General features: G+C 42.9%; 19 protein-coding genes. 10 read left to right on the plus strand and 9 right to left on the minus strand.

Features of this window, described 5'->3' with window-relative positions; all coding sequences use genetic code 11:
* The first annotated feature begins 1 nt into the window (after position 1).
* Positions 2–277, plus strand: coding sequence for a polyhydroxyalkanoic acid system family protein (locus ACFOEK_RS15165; protein WP_386722301.1), 276 nt, complete (start codon positions 2–4; stop codon positions 275–277).
* Between the two features lie 82 nt (positions 278–359).
* Here ACFOEK_RS15165 and ACFOEK_RS15170 read toward each other — a convergent pair whose 3' ends face one another.
* The 3 genes from ACFOEK_RS15170 to ACFOEK_RS15180 all read right to left on the minus strand — a co-directional run bounded on the left by ACFOEK_RS15170 (position 360) and on the right by ACFOEK_RS15180 (position 3,196).
* Positions 360–1,106 carry an FFLEELY motif protein gene (locus tag ACFOEK_RS15170; RefSeq protein WP_386722302.1) on the minus strand — a complete coding sequence of 249 codons (747 nt, stop codon included), beginning with the start codon at positions 1,104–1,106 and terminating at the stop codon, positions 360–362.
* Positions 1,107–1,148: 42 nt separating this feature from the next.
* A complete protein-coding gene (locus ACFOEK_RS15175; protein ID WP_386722303.1) occupies positions 1,149–2,051 on the minus strand; it encodes an alpha/beta hydrolase in 903 nt (300 codons plus the stop codon).
* A 275-nt stretch (positions 2,052–2,326) separates the two neighbouring features.
* Positions 2,327–3,196: a hypothetical protein gene (locus ACFOEK_RS15180; RefSeq protein WP_386722304.1), complete on the minus strand. Its 870-nt coding sequence runs from the start codon at positions 3,194–3,196 to the stop codon at positions 2,327–2,329.
* A gap of 309 nt (positions 3,197–3,505) precedes the next feature.
* On the opposite strand from ACFOEK_RS15180, the gene ACFOEK_RS15185 reads away from it, so the two are divergent.
* Together ACFOEK_RS15185 and ACFOEK_RS15190 are read left to right on the plus strand one after the other, a co-directional pair.
* On the plus strand, positions 3,506–4,123 hold the full coding sequence (locus tag ACFOEK_RS15185) for a phasin family protein (RefSeq protein WP_386722305.1): 618 nt from the start codon (positions 3,506–3,508) through the stop codon (positions 4,121–4,123).
* A 44-nt stretch (positions 4,124–4,167) separates the two neighbouring features.
* On the plus strand, positions 4,168–5,373 hold the full coding sequence (locus ACFOEK_RS15190; protein WP_386722306.1) for a patatin-like phospholipase family protein: 1,206 nt from the start codon (positions 4,168–4,170) through the stop codon (positions 5,371–5,373).
* A 12-nt stretch (positions 5,374–5,385) separates the two neighbouring features.
* On the opposite strand, the gene ACFOEK_RS15195 is transcribed toward ACFOEK_RS15190, so the two are convergent.
* The 5 genes from ACFOEK_RS15195 to ACFOEK_RS15215 form a co-directional block, all read right to left on the minus strand.
* Positions 5,386–5,757, minus strand: a complete 372-nt coding sequence (locus tag ACFOEK_RS15195; protein WP_386722307.1) for a gamma-butyrobetaine hydroxylase-like domain-containing protein — start codon at positions 5,755–5,757, stop codon at positions 5,386–5,388.
* 63 nt (positions 5,758–5,820) lie between these two features.
* Positions 5,821–7,170: an HslU--HslV peptidase ATPase subunit gene (hslU, locus tag ACFOEK_RS15200; RefSeq protein WP_386722308.1), complete on the minus strand. Its 1,350-nt coding sequence runs from the start codon at positions 7,168–7,170 to the stop codon at positions 5,821–5,823.
* A gap of 33 nt (positions 7,171–7,203) precedes the next feature.
* A complete protein-coding gene (gene hslV, locus ACFOEK_RS15205) occupies positions 7,204–7,728 on the minus strand; it encodes an ATP-dependent protease subunit HslV (RefSeq protein WP_386722309.1) in 525 nt (174 codons plus the stop codon).
* 79 nt (positions 7,729–7,807) lie between these two features.
* Complete coding sequence (locus ACFOEK_RS15210; protein WP_386722310.1) at positions 7,808–8,455, minus strand: SPOR domain-containing protein; 648 nt, start codon at positions 8,453–8,455, stop codon at positions 7,808–7,810.
* A 64-nt stretch (positions 8,456–8,519) separates the two neighbouring features.
* Entirely contained in the window at positions 8,520–10,769 is a 2,250-nt protein-coding gene (locus ACFOEK_RS15215) for a primosomal protein N' (protein WP_386722311.1), read from the minus strand.
* Between the two features lie 192 nt (positions 10,770–10,961).
* Between ACFOEK_RS15215 and rpmE the strand changes: the two genes are divergently transcribed.
* The 3 genes from rpmE to ACFOEK_RS15230 all read left to right on the plus strand — a co-directional run bounded on the left by rpmE (position 10,962) and on the right by ACFOEK_RS15230 (position 13,374).
* A complete protein-coding gene (gene rpmE, locus ACFOEK_RS15220; RefSeq protein ID WP_386722312.1) occupies positions 10,962–11,177 on the plus strand; it encodes a 50S ribosomal protein L31 in 216 nt (71 codons plus the stop codon).
* A 151-nt stretch (positions 11,178–11,328) separates the two neighbouring features.
* Positions 11,329–11,952 carry a thermonuclease family protein gene (locus tag ACFOEK_RS15225; RefSeq protein ID WP_386722313.1) on the plus strand — a complete coding sequence of 208 codons (624 nt, stop codon included), beginning with the start codon at positions 11,329–11,331 and terminating at the stop codon, positions 11,950–11,952.
* A 159-nt stretch (positions 11,953–12,111) separates the two neighbouring features.
* The gene (locus ACFOEK_RS15230) at positions 12,112–13,374 is read left to right on the plus strand and encodes a malic enzyme-like NAD(P)-binding protein (protein ID WP_386722314.1); all 1,263 of its coding nucleotides are present in this window, start codon (positions 12,112–12,114) and stop codon (positions 13,372–13,374) included.
* Positions 13,375–13,469: 95 nt separating this feature from the next.
* On the opposite strand, the gene ACFOEK_RS15235 is transcribed toward ACFOEK_RS15230, so the two are convergent.
* Complete coding sequence (locus ACFOEK_RS15235) at positions 13,470–15,971, minus strand: penicillin-binding protein 1A (protein ID WP_386722315.1); 2,502 nt, start codon at positions 15,969–15,971, stop codon at positions 13,470–13,472.
* Between the two features lie 108 nt (positions 15,972–16,079).
* Here ACFOEK_RS15235 and ACFOEK_RS15240 point away from each other — a divergent pair, with 108 nt between their 5' ends.
* The 4 genes from ACFOEK_RS15240 to ACFOEK_RS15255 all read left to right on the plus strand — a co-directional run bounded on the left by ACFOEK_RS15240 (position 16,080) and on the right by ACFOEK_RS15255 (position 18,915).
* Entirely contained in the window at positions 16,080–17,144 is a 1,065-nt protein-coding gene (locus ACFOEK_RS15240) for a pilus assembly protein PilM (RefSeq protein ID WP_386722316.1), read from the plus strand.
* Positions 17,144–17,731: a PilN domain-containing protein gene (locus ACFOEK_RS15245; protein ID WP_386722317.1), complete on the plus strand. Its 588-nt coding sequence runs from the start codon at positions 17,144–17,146 to the stop codon at positions 17,729–17,731. The genes ACFOEK_RS15240 and ACFOEK_RS15245 overlap by 1 nt, the downstream gene beginning before the upstream one ends.
* On the plus strand, positions 17,728–18,363 hold the full coding sequence (gene pilO, locus ACFOEK_RS15250; protein ID WP_386722318.1) for a type IV pilus inner membrane component PilO: 636 nt from the start codon (positions 17,728–17,730) through the stop codon (positions 18,361–18,363). The genes ACFOEK_RS15245 and pilO overlap by 4 nt, the downstream gene beginning before the upstream one ends.
* Before the next feature lie 84 nt (positions 18,364–18,447).
* Positions 18,448–18,915, plus strand: a complete 468-nt coding sequence (locus ACFOEK_RS15255) for a pilus assembly protein PilP (RefSeq protein ID WP_386722319.1) — start codon at positions 18,448–18,450, stop codon at positions 18,913–18,915.
* Positions 18,916–18,938: the final 23 nt, after the last annotated feature.

The following is an 18,938-nucleotide window of genomic DNA, read 5'->3' on the forward strand; positions in this document are numbered from 1 at the left end:
TATGGCTAAAATAAACGTAAAGAAAAATCATAAGCTAGGTCTTGAACAAGCACTGAAAGACGCTGAGCAGTTGGCGTTGATGCTGGCTGACAGATTTGATGCTAAGTATCAATGGAAAGGCAATAAGCTGGAATTTCATCGTACCGGTGTAAAAGGCTTTCTGGATGTCACTGAAGACACGCTTGAGGTGAACGTTGAGTTGTCTCTACTCATGAGACCGTTTAAAGCGGTTGTTGAACGTGAGATTCATAACTATTTCGAGAAAGAGCTTCGTTAGAGGCTCTTTTTTTTGGGCTGAAGGCTCTTTGCTTTATTGGTTGAAGCTCTTATTCTAGGCCGAAGGCTCTTTGTTAGACGGTTTATATCTCAAACGGGCTTGCTTTGCCTGCGTTTAAGTTCTCTAAAATCTTACCTTCTCTCTTCACAATAATTTCCATGAATTCTTCAGCGCCGCCTAATGCTTTGAAGGTGTTGAATCCTCGCTCTAAGAAGTCATGTAAGCTGCCCAGGCCTTTTTTGTGAGCCGGCTTTCTGATCAGTTTGAGTGTTAAGGAAATAAACGGAAAGCGTACAAGATGGTCGAGATCGTGACCGATCTGTTCGATTAGGTTTAATTGTCGTTGTCGAAGATCTTTTGCCCCGGTGGCTAAATAAGCATCGGTATAGCGTTCTTCTGTAATTTGAGACGCACAGATGGTCAAGGATCTATCCTGGAGAAACATGATGTTTGCCAGTTGCTGATCCAGTTCTGCAGATAAAATGTTTAGCTCAATGGCGTTCGCAACGGTTTCCAGAGTGTCATCGGGTAAGAGTTTTACCAGCGTTGGAAAGACGCGCTCTAGGTCTTTGTCTCGCTGAATGGCGCTGGGAGACAGGTACAGGTCATCAACAAAATAATGTGCGGCGGCTTGATAGCGGTTTGAAAGGAAGAGGTCTTGATGTGTCTGTCGGAGTCGATCTGTTTGCCAGACCATCAGGTGCTGTAACGCCAGCTGCTGGTCTTCTGGTTTAGCGGTGTTATGCCGATCTCGGTTTTGAAGTAAGAGCTGGCGAAGGGCTTCTCCGTGTTTTCCGGATACTGGCTTCGCTAGCTTATCTTTGATCATGTTGCTCAGACTCTTATAACCTTTTGTGATTCCGAGCTAACCCTACTGAAGTGACAGAGGAATCGTCAAAGGTGGAAGACTGTTCGTGTCATCCAACGTAATAAAGTGACTGGTTCCTTTGGTTTCGACCACCCTAATGTTATTGGGGGAGGAGAGGGCACTTTTAAGCATATGATCTTTACACAGAATGCGGTCCCGCTCGGGAATTAATATGGTGCCGCGCTTAATGTTCTTGTAAATATCTGTAGAGGTGTTGTCCATCCAACTTTCAATCGAATGAATGTTGTTGATGATGGTCATTGCGTTCTGTGGGTTTTTAAACAGATGCTCTAGTAACAGCTTTTTCCGGCCTTGTGTTTCACCAAAGAAGGTTTGGGAATAGGTGGAAAGAGGCGTCTTTTCCAGTAAGCGTAGCGCCCAAGGCCACATTCTTGGTGACATGTTGTCAATCAAGGCTTTCGGGATCGGGTGAATCTTCCCCTGAGGCAGTACCGGCGCTTCTAACAGCACCTCGGCATCTTTAAATAACTCAGGGTTTTGACGGATCGCTTCCAGAACTACCGCGCCGCCACGTGAATGACCATGAATGCGGACATTCTTTGAGCTGGCCAGACGTTCCATTGATTGAACTAAAATGGATGCGTCGTATTCAATGGATGACTCAGGATATTCTGGATGATCGAACCAATCAGCATGGGTATGCTCTGGCCCAGTCACTGGAATGTGATAGTTACTGCATGTAAGTAGAATGAGTTCGATGTCTGATTGAGAGTAGGTTTCTGTAAAGTAGCAATGATTCTCCAGAAAACCGTGCACAGCTATTACCGTATGGCGTGCTACGCCACTGTGGTTTCTGACTGAGACGGCAGCTTTTCCACAAAGATATACTTCGCCACTGAAAAGCTCTTGATAGCTCTGTTGAATAGGTTCGATAAGTCTATGCATATGACTCGTTTCCAACATAAATCGGACACCTGACTGATACTTCAACGGTGAACGTTGATTGATTGGTTATATTTATCATTCTAGTCAGTACTTTATGCCACATTATTCAAATTCGTCCTAGATACTAGAAACGCATTGTTGTAAATCGTAGCACAATGTTACATTGCCGAGACGAAAATACGACCAGTTGTAGATCTGCTTGTCGTGGAATCCGAGGAATTGGACGTTTCTGCCGAATTATCGGGAAACAATTCGGCAGTGAGTTAAGGTGGGAATCAGGAGATGGCGTTTAATTCATCAATCGCATTTTGTTGATCTAAGCGTTCCATTGCATCAGCAATATCGCTTTTTGCGGCTTTTTCATAGAGCTGTTTGGCGTCTTTTAACTTTGTTGGGCCATACATCATTAATAGACCATCGGCGTATTGTGTATAGGCAATGGGAAAATCCGGCGCAACTCGGATGGCATTTCTGAAGTGTTTCAGACCTGAGTCTTTGCTGGCTCCGTAGGAAATACTGGCAACCAGTTTGCCGACCTGATTGATAATCTCTGCGTGATAAGTGCCAAATGCAATGTGGGCTTCGGCGTGATCCGGTGCGAGCTCTAACGTCTTTTCAAGGCTCTTTCTGACTTCTTTTCCGTAGCCTTCTGCTAAGGCTTTTGTGATTGAGATGCCTTGGCTGTAGCGGCCCATGGCGTAAGCACGGTTGTAATGAGCGTCAGGATGATTAGGCATAACTTCTATGGCATGTTCTGCTAATCGAATAGCTTCCTGAAATAATTCAAGCTTAGTTGTTTCGTCCGTTTCTAGATGCGTGGCATAGATAGCCATGGATTTAGACGCTAGGTTTAAACCGGGCAAGCCTGATGCAATAGCTAATTGAGTCGCTTCTTGAAAGTTTCCTAAATGAAAGTGCAACCAACCCTGAATCAGCATGCCGGAAATTTCATTAATTGAATTTATGCCTAAGGAAGCAGCAATAATAGGGTATTCGTTGAGGTTGCTTTCAAGCGCTTCGACAGAAGGATATTGTTCGGCGTTTCCTATGTGCAATCGTGTCCAATGCTTTGATAATGATTGGGTGGTTAGTTGAAATGAGGACAGCTCATAGGGGTGCCATTGGGTTCTTAGTAATTGATTCATTCGAAAACTATTGTTCTGATTAATGTTGTTTTTATTTGACGGTTTTCTGGAGTCAATAATTTAGTCGTTCAAGAATAGTCATTTGTTATGGGGATGTGAATACCTTATGAGGGAATCCTGAACATCTTTAGTATGCATATTCTAATTGCCATTGTTAGCTTTATTAGGGTGCGTTAACACATCTTTGGACTGGCGGTACTCGTTTCAAGCCTTGGTATTAAACCGTAATGGAGTAAACCATGATGTTTCGGGTTCTGCATTTAAGCTGCCTTTTGGCAGTAAGTAATGAATCGAAAAGGGTTTTGAACTATGGGTAAGCTTAAAGACGCTGCAGAAGCAACTGATAACCGTATGAAGGCGCTATCAGAAATGAAAATTGCTCAAGACATTAAAAAATACACCAATCAGATTTGGTTGGCGGGTCTGGGGGCTTTTAGTAAAGCAGACGGTGAAGGGAATAAATACTTCGACGCTTTGGTTACTGCAGGTAAAGAAATTGAAGAACGCGGGCGTGAAGGCGTAATGCGTCAGGTTGAGTATGCGAACAACCGTGTTGAAGATGTAAAAAACGATGTAATTCAACGTGCAGAAGATGTACGTGAAAAAGCGAATACCACATGGGACAAAGTTGAGCGTGTGTTTGATGAGCGTGTTCAGCGTGCGTTAACTCGTTTAGGGATTCCTTCTAAAGCTGATATCGACGTATTAAAAGAAGAAATTGAGACGCTTAAGAAGAATATTGAGACGTTGAAGAAGGCCAAAGCGCCTGCGCGTACAACTGCTGCGAAAAAGCCGGCGGCGACTAAGACTGCAACGGCCGCGAAAAAACCGGCTTCTACGACAGCTAAGAAACCTGCGGCTAAAAAAACAACGACGACTCGTAAGCCTAGAACGTCTGCTAAAACCACTGCAACAAAAGCAGAATAATGCTTTAATAACAGCTTGTTAACTTAGTATTAGAGAGATAACGAGTGATTAAACCAACCCCTACTAATTCTAGAGAATTTAAAATTGGTCTTGCGTTAGGAGGGGGTGGCCCCTTAAGTGGTATTTATGAAATTGGTGCTCTGAGAGCCTTAGATGAGTGTCTTGATGGCATCAATTTCAACGACATCGATGTCTATGTTGGGGTGAGCAGTGGTGCACTAATCGCTGCTAATCTAGCAAACCAAATTACGACGGCGCAAATGTGTCGTATCTTTATTATTAATGAGCCGCATGGCCATCCATTTCATCCTCAAGTCTTTTTTCAGCCTGCATTTAAAGAGTATGGAAAGAGCTTATTAAAAGTCCCTTCTATCATTAGTCGCAAAGTTGCGCATATGTTGTCACGTCCTGGTGATCAATCCATCCTAGAAGCTTTTACAGGTCTAATAGAGGCGTTACCGAACGGTCTTTTCAGCAACGAAGTGTTGTCTGAATATCTGAGTGTGCTTTATGACGGGCACGGTCGTACTGATGATTTTCGTGAGTTGCGAAGAAAGCTATTTCTAGTGGCTGCGGATTTGGATTCAGGCGAAGCGGTGCGTTTTGGTGAAGCCGGCTATGATCATATACCTATTTCTAAAGCCGTTCAGGCCAGTGTAGCGTGTCCAGGGTTTTATACCCCAGTTGAAATTGAAGGCCGTTATTTCGCAGATGGTACTTTGCTCAAAGCTATGCATGCATCGGTAGCCTTGGATGAAGGGGCAGATTTAGTGATAGGCATTAATCCTCTGGTACCTATTGATACTGAAGCCGCGTCTGACTGTGGTAGCATGGAATCAACAACACTTAGGAATGGTGGATTAACTGCCGTATTAGGGCAAACTTTACGCACCTTTATTCATTCTCGTGTTGAGTTGGGAATGTCGGCTTATGAAGAACAATATCCATCTTCAGACATCGTATTGGTTCAACCACGACGTGATGATGCAACCATGTTGTTGTCGAGTGTGTTTAGTTTCGAAGGGCGGCAGAAAGTATGTGAGCATGCTTATCAAATGACACGTCAGGATTTACTGGAACGCTATGATGAATTGGCACCGGTGTTTGAGCGGTATGGTATTAAGTTGAATAAAGCGGTGTTAGAGGATACCGGGCGTAGCTTTCAGGATAAGCTCTATGGAACCTTTGGCTATCACTCTTCTGAGCAGTTGGGTATGGTTCGTCAATTATTCAATTGGATAGCAGGATAATATTACCTGTTGTTACTGGCTCTTGAAGAATACTTTCGGTTCTCTTTGGGCGCCAGCGGCCTCCAGGTCTGAAAGATATTTCTCCCAATAACTTGTCTGGTTCTCAGCAAGATCTTTAAGGTAATCCCAAGTATATAAGCCTGAGTCATGTCCATCATCATAGCTGATCTTAAGGGCATAATTACCCACAGGTTCTATAGCGGTAATGGCTACGTCTTTTTTCTCTATTTGTAGAATGGCTTCTTGCGGGCCGTGGCCACGAACTTCGGCTGATGGTGAGTGAACACGAAGAAATTCGGCTGTCAGCTGAAACTCTTGATCTTGATAACTTAATACCAGGGTTTTGCTGGCTTTCTTGTACTGGATCTTGGTCGGTTTTTGCATAATCTTCCAGAGCTCTCGCTAATCAATGGATTAGCGAGAGTCGAGTTTAACAAAGGCTTATTGTTAAAGAATATAACGGCTTAAGTCTTCGTCTTGGGCCAGTTCACCCAAAGAGTTATCAACATAAGCGGCGTCAATCTTTAACGGATTGTCGCTGTGTTTTGAGCTAAGGTCAGTTGCATCGAAGGAAATCTCTTCTAGCAATCGTTCCATGACGGTATGCAGACGACGAGCACCGATGTTCTCGGTTTTCTCATTCACTTGCCATGCAACTTCAGCGATGCGATGAATGCCGTCTTCAGCGAACTCGATGTTCAAGCCTTCTGTTTTCATTAGCTCAACATACTGAGTAGTGATCGCCGCGTTCGGTTCTACCAGAATGCGTTTGAAGTCTGCAGTCGATAGGGCTTCTAGTTCCACTCGAATTGGTAAACGACCTTGGAGTTCTGGGATTAAGTCTGACGGTTTAGCCAGATGGAAGGCCCCTGACGCAATGAACAGGATATGATCCGTTTTAATCATGCCGTATTTGGTGTTGATCGTACTACCTTCAATCAGAGGAAGTAAGTCCCTTTGTACGCCTTCACGTGAGACGTCAGCATTGGAACCTTCTGAGCGTTTAGCAATCTTGTCGATCTCATCAAGGAAGACAATACCGTTTTGTTCAACGGCTTTGATGGCTTCTAGTTTTAGCTCGTCTTCGTTGACTAACTTGCCTGCTTCTTCATCGACCAGCATTTTGTATGCGTCTTTCACTTTCAGTTTGCGACGCTTCTTTTTGTCGCCAGAAAGATTAGAAAACATGCTTTGTAGCTGATTAGTCATTTCTTCCATACCCGGAGGTGCCATGATTTCTACACCTACCGGTTGCTGGCTTACTTCTAATTCAATTTCTTTATCGTCCAGCTGGCCTTCACGTAATTTCTTACGGAACACTTGGCGTGTCTTTGAATTGTCTTCGGTATTTTGCTCTTCTTCACCAAAGCCTGCATTGCGAGCTGGTGGCAATAGAGCATCAAGAATTCGATCTTCGGCAGCATCTTCCGCAAGATGACGTTGCTTGTTCATTGCTTGTTCGCGATGCATCTTGATGGACATATCTGCAAGATCACGGACGATGGATTCAACATCTCTACCGACATAACCCACTTCGGTAAATTTAGTGGCTTCGATTTTAATGAAAGGTGCATTTGCCAGCTTCGCAAGGCGACGAGCAATTTCGGTTTTACCGACACCTGTTGGGCCAATCATTAGGATGTTTTTTGGGGTTACTTCATTGCGTAGCTCTTCGTCGAGCTGCATTCTGCGCCAGCGATTTCGTAAGGCGATGGCAACTGCGCGTTTCGCTCCTGCCTGACCAATGATGTGTTTGTCGAGTTCATGAACGATTTCGCGAGGAGTCATGTTGGACATTGTATTTTCCTGAAGCGTTGATGTGCTTGGCAATTAATATTCAAGGACTTCGATGGTTTGATTGTGGTTGGTGTATACGCAGATATCGCCTGCTATTTTCAAACCTTTCTCTACGATTTCCTGAGCTGATAGGTCGGTATTTTCTAGGAGTGCGGTTGAGGCTGCTTGAGCAAAAGGACCACCGGAACCGATAGCAATCAAGTCCTGTTCCGGTTCAATGACATCGCCGTTACCAGTAATAATTAATGAAGATGTATGGTCGGCAACGGCCAGTAAGGCTTCAAGCTTTCTGAGTGCGCGATCGGTTCGCCAGTCTTTGGCCATATCTACAGCAGCTCGAACGAGGTGCCCTTGATGCATTTCGAGTTTGCTTTCAAAGCGCTCGAATAAGGTGAATGCGTCAGCGGTGCCGCCTGCAAAGCCTGCAATCACTTTGTTGTTGTAAAGTCGACGAACTTTACGAGCGTTACCTTTCATTACGGTATTGCCGAGGGACACTTGTCCGTCTCCGCCCATAACGACCTTATTGTCTCTTCTTACTGACAAAATTGTGGTCATTTTCTATCCCTTTTCTTTGATGAATAACAGCTATCTATGGGTGGATTTTTGAAAATCAAGGCTGCTATTAGAAAAGGAATTAATTTTTCAAAGGAATCTTTTTTACAAGCCCTTGAATGTTCATGGACGCTAAGGTGTCTCTGGCTTTTTCAAGTTTGGAGCGATTAGTAAACGGGCCAACATTAACTCGATACCAGGTACCGTTCTTGGTGCTGATGCTGTCAGTGGATGTGTTGGTTAGATTGTTTAAAATCAATGCTGAACGCATGCGTTCAGCGTCCTCTTTGTTTCGGAATGAACCCGCTTGGACTATGTATTTATACCGCTTTCTCTCTGATGCGGGAGTAGGTTCAACTGTCACTTCAACTTCGTTTTCTTTGAGTAACTCATAGAACTCAAAACGAGGTGCTTCTTCTTGAATTTCTTTAATCGGTTCAATGGCTTTTTGAGTGGTTTCGGCAATGCTCTCATTGGCTTTTTCCAAAACCGAGCTGACTTCGGGGGTGTTTTTTAAATACTTGAAAATATGCTGTCCGCCAAAGGCAATAGATACACCAAGAATAATCCAAACAATGGCTGGGATTTTCTTCTTTGGTTGAGGTGCAGGAGTGGTTGGTTTTGCTCCTTTGCTTGATGTCTTGGCTGGTTTCCTTTTGGGCGCTTTGGATGATGAAGTGCTCTTGGCTTTGGCTGTCTTTTTGTTGGATGCAAAGTCGTGGGCGGCCATTGGAAACTCGTTAACTCTATATTGAAATTATGTTGGGATGATGCGGTGCAAGCAGCGCAAAATTTTAAGTGTCCAGAGGATCGACATCAATGACCCACTTGAGCTTTTTAGTGCGTGGAATCTTGAGCAAATACTCGTGGGCAATATTGAGGTATTGGTGTAGATGTTTTCTGCTTGGCGAAGATACCACAATCAAATAACGATACCAATTCGATTTTCGTTCTATGGCTGCTGGCATGGTTAACGAAATATCAAGGTTCTGATTACCTTGGGCGTAAACACAGTCTTTGAGGTATTTTTCTAGACTTAATAACTTTTGAAATGCTTGGTTATCCATCAGGCTTTGCATCCGAATGGCGGCTTGATGATGGAAGGGAGGTAACCCAAGTTTCTTCCTGTGCGTGAGTTCTTCTTTGGCGAACCCGGGGAAATCTTGTTCTTTAAAATGAACAAACAACGGATGGTCCGGGTAGTTGGTTTGAATGATTACTTGTCCTTGTAATTTGGAGCGTCCACTTCTTCCTGCAACTTGGATAAGGTTTTGTAACAGGTGTTCTTTCGAGCGGAAGTCTTGATTATGCAGACCGTTATCACAATTCAGTACCACAGAAAGGGTTAGGTTCGGAAAATCATGTCCTTTTGAGACCATCTGAGTGCCGACCAAAATACAAGGCGTTCCTTCGAGTAAGGTCTGTCGAATCTTTTCTAGGCTGCCTCGATTTTGTGTGCTGTCTCTGTCCATGCGAATAATTGGGTGGTCAGGGAAGTGTTGAATGAGTTCGCTTTCAATGCGTTCAGTACCAAAACCCAGTGGTGACATATACGGGGAGTTACAAGAAGGACAGCGCCTAGGAATCGGCTGCTTATGCTCGCAGTGATGGCAGTCCAGAGAATTGGTAGCTTTGTGTATGGTGAGTGCAACATCACAGTGCTCGCAATCCGCAACCCAATGGCATTGGGAACATTGCAGGGTTGGAGCAAAGCCTCTTCTGTTAATGAATACAAGAACTTGCTGCTGTTTTTGTAGTGTATTTCTAATGGCTTCGGAGGTTGAGTCTGTAAATACTTGATTTGCAGTTAGACGTGATGAATCTTGAATCTCTATTTCAGGGAGGTTGGCACCTGTTGCTCGCTTTGTTAGGCGAAGATGTTGGTAACGACCTTGCTCGGCGTTCGTCAATGTTTCCAGTGATGGCGTTGCAGAGCCTAATAAGATTGGAATGCTTTTTAGTTGTGCGCGTTTTATCGCGAGACTTCGAGAGTGGTAACGAATGCCTTCCTGCTGTTTGAATGAAGAGTCATGTTCTTCATCAAGGATAATGCAGGCCAGCTTAGGCAAGTCGCAAGCGATTGCAGAGCGAGTGCCGATAACAACCAATGATGTGCTGTGTTTGGTTTGCAGCCAGCGAGATGCGCGTTCTTTATTTGCTAAATCCGAATGTAGGGTAATCATTGGATAGGGAAGTTGAGTTTGCAGTCGCTCTGACAGTTGTGGCGTTAGTCCAATTTCAGGTACTAATAACAACACTTGTTGGCCTTGATTGAGGAAGTGGCGACAGATATTGAGGTATACCTCGGTTTTGCCGCTGCCAGTTACCCCTTCCAATAAAATACTTTTAAAGGTGTTCTGGTTCTTGATGACGGTACTGACGGCGTCAGATTGTTCTTGGTTAAGTGTTAATGAGTTCTCATTTGTCTGAGTAGGAGCTGTTGTGTATGCATAGGGTGGAATCAAGCTTTTCTGAATGAGCTCTTTCTTGAGTAGTTGCCTTAATGTATCACTTTTAATGTCGTGTTGGTTGAGGGTGGTCTTCGCAACCAAGTTGGAATTCGACGTTGTGGCCAATGTTTGGATGGTGGCTAATGCGTCACTTTGTTTGATGGCTTGGCTTGGTAACTTTGCATACTTACCTTTTGAGGTGATTTCAAAAGCTTCGATATACAAGCTTTCCAATAATTTTGCTTGTTTCAAATAATTAGGGATGAAAGTGAAAATGAACTCACCTAGAGGCTGAAAGTAGTAGCTACTGCCCCAGTGGCACAGTGTTAAAATTTCAGCAGAGAGGATAGGTGTTGGATCGATGATTTTATCAATCGTAGTGATGGTAAAGTCTGAATCTGGTGCTTTGGTGGATTGAGCAACTACGATCCCAACTTCTGTGCTATGGCCTAATTTGACTTGAACTCGGCAGCCAAGAGAGATCGGCTGAAAACTAGCATAGGTATAGGTTTGAAAGAGTGGTCGATTAACCGCTACTTCATAGTAATGTAAGGGGTGTGTTTCTTGAAGTTGTAAGTCGTTTTGAACGGCCATGCGGTCTGCTGTCGAATAAATGAAGATCTCTATTATAAATAGGTTTGTTCTTTGTAAAAGGTCTGTTATCATTTCGCCTCTTAATTTTTCGGGTGATTTTTAGCCGAAAAGTGAACAACTAAATTCCATTTTGCAATGCGGTGCCTGTTTGAAAACGTTCTTCAGGTTGCGGTATTGATAGTTGAGGTCGTTATGAAAGCGGATATCCATCCTAATTATGAAGAAGTGACTATTACTTGTTCTTGCGGTAATAGCTTCCAAACTCGCTCTACTCTTTGTAAAGATGTTCACTTGGACGTATGTTCAAGCTGTCACCCATTCTTTACTGGTAAGCAGAAAGTTACTGACACTGGTGGTCGTATCGATCGCTTCAAGAAGCGTTTCGGTAACCGTGGTGTTGCTAAGTAATTTAGCGATTACTTCAAAAAGGCGTCTGATTTCAGGCGCCTTTTTTGTTTGTGTCTTTTTATTTTCGACTTGTCTTCAGGCTGATTGTCTTTCTCCTGATTTATCCCGACTTCAGGTGATAATTGTTAAAAGTGTTTTGGACGGAGATACCTTGCGTCTTTCGAATAGTGATCTCCGCTTAGTGACTGTGAATACACCCGAAATGAATTTCGGGAATAAACGCGTACCGGAACCCATTGCTGAAGACGCAACCCGTTATGTGAAAGATCGGATTTCAAATAAGCAACTTTATTTAGAAGAGATGGGAGTTGATAGGTATCAGCGTCGTCTCGGAAATGTGTGGATAAAGGAGGCTGGGCGAGATCATAGTTTTCTATTGTCGGAACGTTTGATTGCTAATGGCTTAGGGTTTCAGATCTTTGAGTCGGATTCTCGATACGCTGCCTGTTTAAAGCAGGCTGAACTTAAAGCGAGAAGTAATAAGTTGGGTGTGTGGCAATATTCTGACTATTGGCTGAATGTCGAGCGTGGTGGCTTTGCATTGTGGTCGGGGCGATTGCAAAAGGTTTCAAAGTCCAAGCAGTTTTACTGGTGGCGTTTGTCTGACTCCAGGGTGGTTCGTGTGCCTAAGTTATGGTTGGATGAGTTAGGGATAGAGACAAAAAAGAAGGGCGATTTAATTGAGTTGCGTGGTTGGGTTATTCATCGGAAAAAGACACGCTATGAGCCTTATATGCTGCCTCTTAGAAGTCCTCAAATTCTATTAAAAAATTAACTTTCGTTAATGCACTTTTTCTTTGAATGAAAAAATTTCTAATGATTGTCTGAGAAATATCATATTTCTAGGAATCTTCTTGATTATCGCTTGTTCAATAATCGCAATTTATATATGCTTCTCGGACATTTTTATTGTTAGAGATTGGATATATTCACAATGTCTGAAGATTTAAAACAAGCAGCTCTAGATTACCACGCAATTCCAAAGCCAGGTAAAATCAGCGTAGAGCTAACCAAACCCGCTGAAACTTCACGTGATCTTTCCCTAGCTTACAGCCCAGGTGTGGCTGAGCCAGTTAAAGAAATTGCGAAAAACCCAGAAGATGCATACAAGTACACTGCAAAGGGTAACCTTGTTGCTGTTATTTCTGATGGTTCAGCGATTCTAGGTCTTGGTAACCTAGGTCCTTTGGCTTCTAAGCCTGTAATGGAAGGTAAGAGTCTTCTGTTCAAACGTTTCGCTGGTGTTGATTCTATCGACATCGAAGTAGACTGCGAAAGCCCACAAGCATTTATCGATACTGTTAAGCGCATTGCTGATACTTTTGGTGGTATTAACCTAGAAGATATCAAGGCGCCAGAGTGTTTCGAAATTGAACGCACTTTGATTGAACAGTGTAAGATTCCTGTTTTCCATGATGATCAACATGGTACAGCAATTGTGACTGTTGCAGGTATGCTGAACGCGCTTGAGATTCAAGGTAAGAAAATCGAAGATGCATCTATGGTGTGTCTAGGTGCAGGTGCTGCAGCGATTTCTTGCTCTAAGCTATTGATTTCTGCTGGTATGAAACCAGAGAATATCTATATGCTGGATCGTAAGGGTGTAATTCATTCTGGTCGTGATGATCTGAACGAGTACAAGTCAATGTTCGCTGTTGAAACTGACAAGCGTACTCTTGATGATGCGATTGAAGGTGCTGACATCTTCTTGGGTCTTTCTGGTCCGGATTTGCTTTCTGCTGATCAGGTTAAGAAAATGGCGCCAAACCCAATCGTGTTTGCGTGTTCTAACCCAACACCAGAGATTATGCCTGAGGTGGCTAACGCTGTTCGTGATGACTTGATCATGTCTACTGGTCGTTCGGACTTCCCGAATCAGGTAAACAATGTTCTTGGCTTTCCGTTCATCTTCCGTGGTGCTCTAGACGTTCGTGCTACAGCAATTAACGAAGAAATGAAGCTTGCAGCGGCATATGCCATTGCTGGTCTTGCTAAAGAAGAGACTCCGAAAGAAGTTTTGACTGCTTATGGTGTTGATTCTCTTGAGTTTGGTAAGGACTACATTATTCCTAAGCCAACTGATCCGCGTCTTCTTGGTGCGGTTTCTAATGCAGTTGCACAGGCGGCGATTGATTCTGGGGTTGCTACTAAAGAGCTTCCAGCAAACTACCCGCTTAAGTCTGTAGAAGATATCTAATTGATTGATTCTTAAGATATAAAAAACCTCCTTCGGGAGGTTTTTTTATGCCTTAATTTTGGTGGTGGGGTATATAGATTGAAATTGATGAGCTGTTAGAACAGCTCATCGAGTACATCAGTCGGATGGCCTTGATCGATAAGGACGGGTCTTGCGTTGTCTTCTTCTGGTGGTGGTGGAACATGCTCGCTTCTGAAGATTTCAAAGATAGCGTCTTTCTCACCAGGTAGAGCTCTGTGGCCAGTGGTTGGGTTGATGCGGATTGTTACTATTCCTTCGGGCTGTTTTAAGGTGTTTTCATAAGGGGGGAGTGCTTTTTTCATGAAATCAACCCAGATTGGTAACGCAGCTCGTCCACCGTATTCATTGATGCCTAGGGTGGATGGGGTGTCAAAGCCTACCCATACAGTGGTTACTAGGTCTCCATTGAATCCAGAAAACCATGCGTCAACTTGATCGTTGGTTGTTCCGGTTTTTCCTGCGATATCATTTCTTCTCAATTCTTTGGCGCGTCTACCTGTTCCAAGCTTGATTACGTCTTTCATCATGTCGGTAATAATATAGATGCTGCGCGGATCAATATCTGAGCTTGTTTTAGATGAACGTGTGTTGTCAGTTGACTCAGTGATTTGCTCTGAGCTTTCTGGCGTGATAGGTGTTATTGCTTTGTGTGCGTTTGGATTCTGATAAATGATTTTGCCGTTAAAGTCTTCAATATGGTCGATGAGGTAAGGCGTGATTGACTTCCCGCCATTTGCAATGATGCTGTAGGCAGTGGCAAGTTCTAATGGCGTTACGGCAGCGCTACCTAATGAGATCGATAGGTCTTTGGGGAGGTGTTGTTCCGGGAAGCCAAACTTTTTAATAGTGTTAATGGTTTGTTGAATTCCAAGAGTTTGCACAATGCGTATCGAAATCAGATTTCGTGATTGATATAGCGCTTGTCTTAGTCTTGTTGGACCGTAAAATTTTCCGCCAGCGTTTTCAGGGCGCCAAGCGGTTTCTAATTGACGGTCTTGAAATACCACGGGGGCGTCGTTCACTATGGAGGCGGCGGTAAAGCCGTCTTCTAATGCTGAATAATAGATGAAGGGTTTGAATGCGGATCCGGCCTGGCGTCGAGCTGATGTGACTCGGTTGAATTTGCTGGCATAAAACTCGAATCCGCCTTGTAGGGCATTGATGGCGCCTGAATTTGGATTGATCGCAACTAATGCTGCTTGCGCTTTCGGGAGCTGGCCGAGTTTCCAGTCGTTACTGTCGCTGTCTTGATAAACTCGGACAATGTCACCTTGTTTTACTACATCACTGGCTTTTCTGATTCGAGGGCCTTTCTTGTTGGTGCTAATGTGTTGTCTTGCCCAGGTGAGTTGTTTGGTTGATAGGGTAATAAGTTCTCCGTCACGAGTAATAAAGTTCGCTTCTTTATCGGTTACTTCCCAAACTAATGCGGGTATAAGGTGGTTTATTTGACGGTAGTCTTTTAGTAATGCAGTAAGTGGTTGCACGTCTGCAGAGTTTTCTTGGCTGTTAAGAACAGTTGAGATGTCTATGTTGTTTTCAGGTCCAAAATAACCGTGTCGTTTGCTGTAGTTTTCAAGATGGGTGGCAATTGAGTTTAGTGCGGCCTGTTGTTGTGTGCTATTGATGGTGGTGAATATCTTGTATCCGCCAGTGTAGATATCTTTTGGAAAGAGCTTTAAGGCTTCTGTTCTGGCTATATCGGCTGCATAGAATGCGTCTATTTCTGATTTTGGTGCATGGTACTTGGCTGTGACTGGGCTTTGTTGAGCTACAACCTTTTGGGAGCTGGAGATGTAGTTGAGTGCGGACATGCGTTCCAAAATCCAATTTCGTCGCTCAATAGCTCTTTCTGGGTTTCTTAAGGGGTTAAAGGCGGATGGAGCTTTTGGTAGACCAGCAATCATTGCTGTTTGTGCCAGTGTTAGGTCTTGTACTGATTTGCCATAGTAGGTTCTGGCAGCGGCTGAAATACCGTAGGATCTGTGCCCTAAGTATATCTTATTGAGATAGAGCTCGAGAATTTGCTCTTTGGTCAGTGATCGTTCAATTTGAAGAGCAAGCAATATTTCATTGAATTTTCTTGAAAAGGTTTTTTCGCGGGATAAAAAGTAGTTTTTAGCTACTTGCATGGTGATTGTGCTGCCGCCCGACTGTATGGATCCTGTTGTGGCTAGCTGTGTGGCTGCTCTTGCTAGGCCGATCAGGTCAACCCCTTGGTGTTCCCAGAAGCGATTATCTTCAGCAGATATAAGAGCGTTTATGAAATTAGATGGAATTTCATGGTAATCAATGGGGGAGCGATGCTTTTCTCCATATTCAGCAATGAGCTTCCCGTCTTCAGTGAATATTTTTAATGGAACTTGTAGTTGGATGTCTTGAATTTCTTCAACGGGTGGAAGATTGGGAATCAGGCAAAGTGTGACACCGGAAAAAATTAAAGTGACAAAGCATATGGCTGAAAATGCAAGATAACCGGTAATTTTTAACGTTTTAAATGTGGTCTGGATCATAGAAATTGTATTTAGTTTTAGGAATAAAAATTTAAATTTCGCTTTGAGCTGGAATGATAGCATTATGGGGTCTATTTTTTTAGTTCAAGGTTTGCTATATCCGCAAAGCTGTTATTTAATGTACATTAATATATTGTTCTCGTAAGTGCTCGTACTAATAGGGAATTCTCGGTGTTCGGATTACTTAAAAGAAAAACAACAACACTGTTGGGGTTGGATATTAGTTCAACAACAGTGAAGCTTATCGAACTCGGGCAGCAAGGCAATCGTTACCGTGTAGAAAGTTATGCGGTAGAGCCTCTGCCTGAAGGCTCGGTGGTTGAGAAAAATATTCAGGATGCGGATGCTGTAGGGGAGTCTATTTCTAGAGTAGTTACTCGTGCTAAGTGTCGCGCAAGATCTGCTGCGGTTGCTGTGTCTGGATCATCCGTCATAACAAAAACCATTGAAGAAAATGCGAACCTTTCCGAAGATGATCTAGAAAATAAGATCATGCTAGATGCGCATCAACATATTCCTTTTCCATTAGAAGATGTTTATCTCGATTTTGAAGTGCAAGGCACCCATCCTGATAATGATGATTTAATCGAAGTGGTTCTTGCTGCTTGTCGCAAAGAAGATGTTGAAGTCCGCGAAGGCGTTTGTACATTAGGTGGCTTAACAGCAAAAGTTGTTGACGTAGAAGCTTATGCATTAGAGCGCTCTCTTGAATTAATTCAAAGTCAGTTGGATGGTGATATAAGTGACATGTTAGTCGCTATTATTGATATAGGTGCGACTACGACTACTTTGAGTGTTTTGAATGAAGGCAAGACCATATATAACCGAGATCAGGTTTTTGGTGGTAAGCAGTTAACCGAAGAAATCATGCGTCGCTATGGTTTATCTATGGAAGAAGCAGGTTTGGCCAAGAAACAAGGTGGCTTACCTGATGATTATGAAGTAGAAGTGCTGCAGCAGTTTAAAGAAGCCGCTGTTCAGCAAATTAGTCGCTCACTTCAACTATTTTTCAATGGTTCTCAGTACCATGATGTGAACTATATTGTTTTGTCTGGAGGTAGTGCATCTATTCCAGGATTGGATGAGATGGTTCAGGAGAAGCTGGGAACGCGATCCATTGTTGCTAATCCTTTTATTGATATGTCGATTGCTCCAAAAGTAAATGCTACAGCTCTATCAAATGATGCTCCTTCATTAATGGTTGCGTGTGGATTAGCGTTGAGGAGTTTTGATTAATGGCGAAGATTAACCTCAGACCTTGGCGTGAAGAGTTAAGGCAGGAAAAGCAACAACAGTTTATGGTGACATTGGTTGGTGTGCTTGTTCTGTCATTTGCTGTTCTATTTTTCTGGCACCAGTATCTTAATGGAATTATCGACGATCAGCGTTCTAGAAACCGATTTATTCAACAAGAAACTGATAAGTTGAAAGAGCAGATTGCAGAGATTGATAAGTTAAAGCAAGAACGTAAACGTTTGATTGACAGGATGAAGGTGATTCAGGAGCTTCAGGGTAATCGTCCTGTGATTGTGAAGGTGTTTGATGAGCTAGTGCGCACAATACCTGATGGGGTGTATTACGAAGAGGTTGGTTTGGATGGCTCTGTTTTGAATATATCAGGGGTAGCGGAATCAAATAATCGTATTTCAAGCCTAATGCGTAATTTTGATGACTCTCAGTGGTTTAAAGATCCGAACCTGACTTCAGTTAAAGCCATCAAAGAAGACTCTGATACATCAAGTAGCTTTAATTTAACTGTGAACCAAACTACGCCAAATGCTGAAGAGGAAGAGGCAACTAAAGGTCGGAGGAAACGCTCATGAGTTTCGCTGAAACTATGGAAAAGCTAAATGATCTCGATCTTAATGATATCGATTTTAATAATATGGGGTCTTGGCCTTTAGCTGGTCGCTTATTTGTTCTAATTTTGATTTCGGTATTAGTTGTCTTTTGTGGTTATTGGTTTCATATCAAAGGCCTTGGTGAGGCTTATGAAACAGAGGTTCGTAAAGAAAAAACACTAAAAGATGACTTTGAACAAAAAGCCTTTAAGGTTGCAAACCTAGAAGCATATAAACAGCAAATGGTGGAAATGGAAGAAACCTTTGGTGCCTTGTTAAGACAATTACCTAGTGACACTGAGGTGGCTGGCTTACTTGAGGATATTACTCATACAGGTTTGGGCAGTGGTCTTAAATTTGAGACGATTGATTTGCAACCAGAGATCACTAAAGAATTCTATATTGAGTTGCCTTTTAAAATTTCTGTAGAGGGAACTTATCATGAGTTGGGGTCTTTTGTCAGTGGCGTTGCGGGGTTGCCCCGTATCGTAACTCTACATGATCTAGATATTAAGTATGGCAAGGCGGATAACGCTAAACCTGATGTCTTGGTGATGAATATTTTAGCGAAGACGTATCGCTATAATGAAAAAAATAAAAAGGGAGGGAAATAAGTGAGATTCAATATTCTATTCCCTCGATGCTTTACCTTGTTATTTTTAACATTGTTTTTGGCTGGATGTTATGGTCAGAAAGGTTTGAACGATATTAAAGCCTATATGGCTGATATTAAAAGTAAGCCCCATGGTCAAATTGAACCTTTACCTGAGTTTCATGCTTATGAGGCATTCACTTATCAAGCAAATGAATTAAGATCTCCCTTTTCTAAACCGGTTGTCGTTGAGGTTATGGAAACTACAGTGAAGGAAAGTATAAATTTGTTTCCTGATTTCGACCGTACAAAAGAGTATTTGGAAAGATTTGCTATTACTACTCTGTCCATGGTGGGCACGTTATCTCGAGAGCAAGGCTTTCTTTGGGCATTAATTAGTGATGAAAATGGTGATGTGCACAGAGTTAAAGTGGGTAATTATCTAGGGCAAAATCATGGCCAGATTACTGATGTGACTGAATTAGGTATTCAGGTTCTGGAAATCATTCCTGATGGTGATGGGGGATGGATTCAGAGACCTCGTGCTATTCAGATTGAAGGATTAGAAGAATAAATAATGTGCCACAGTTGAGATTC

Source organism: Litoribrevibacter euphylliae (assembly GCF_042646085.1).
Taxonomy (GTDB): Bacteria; Pseudomonadota; Gammaproteobacteria; order Pseudomonadales; family Litoribrevibacteraceae; genus Litoribrevibacter; species Litoribrevibacter euphylliae.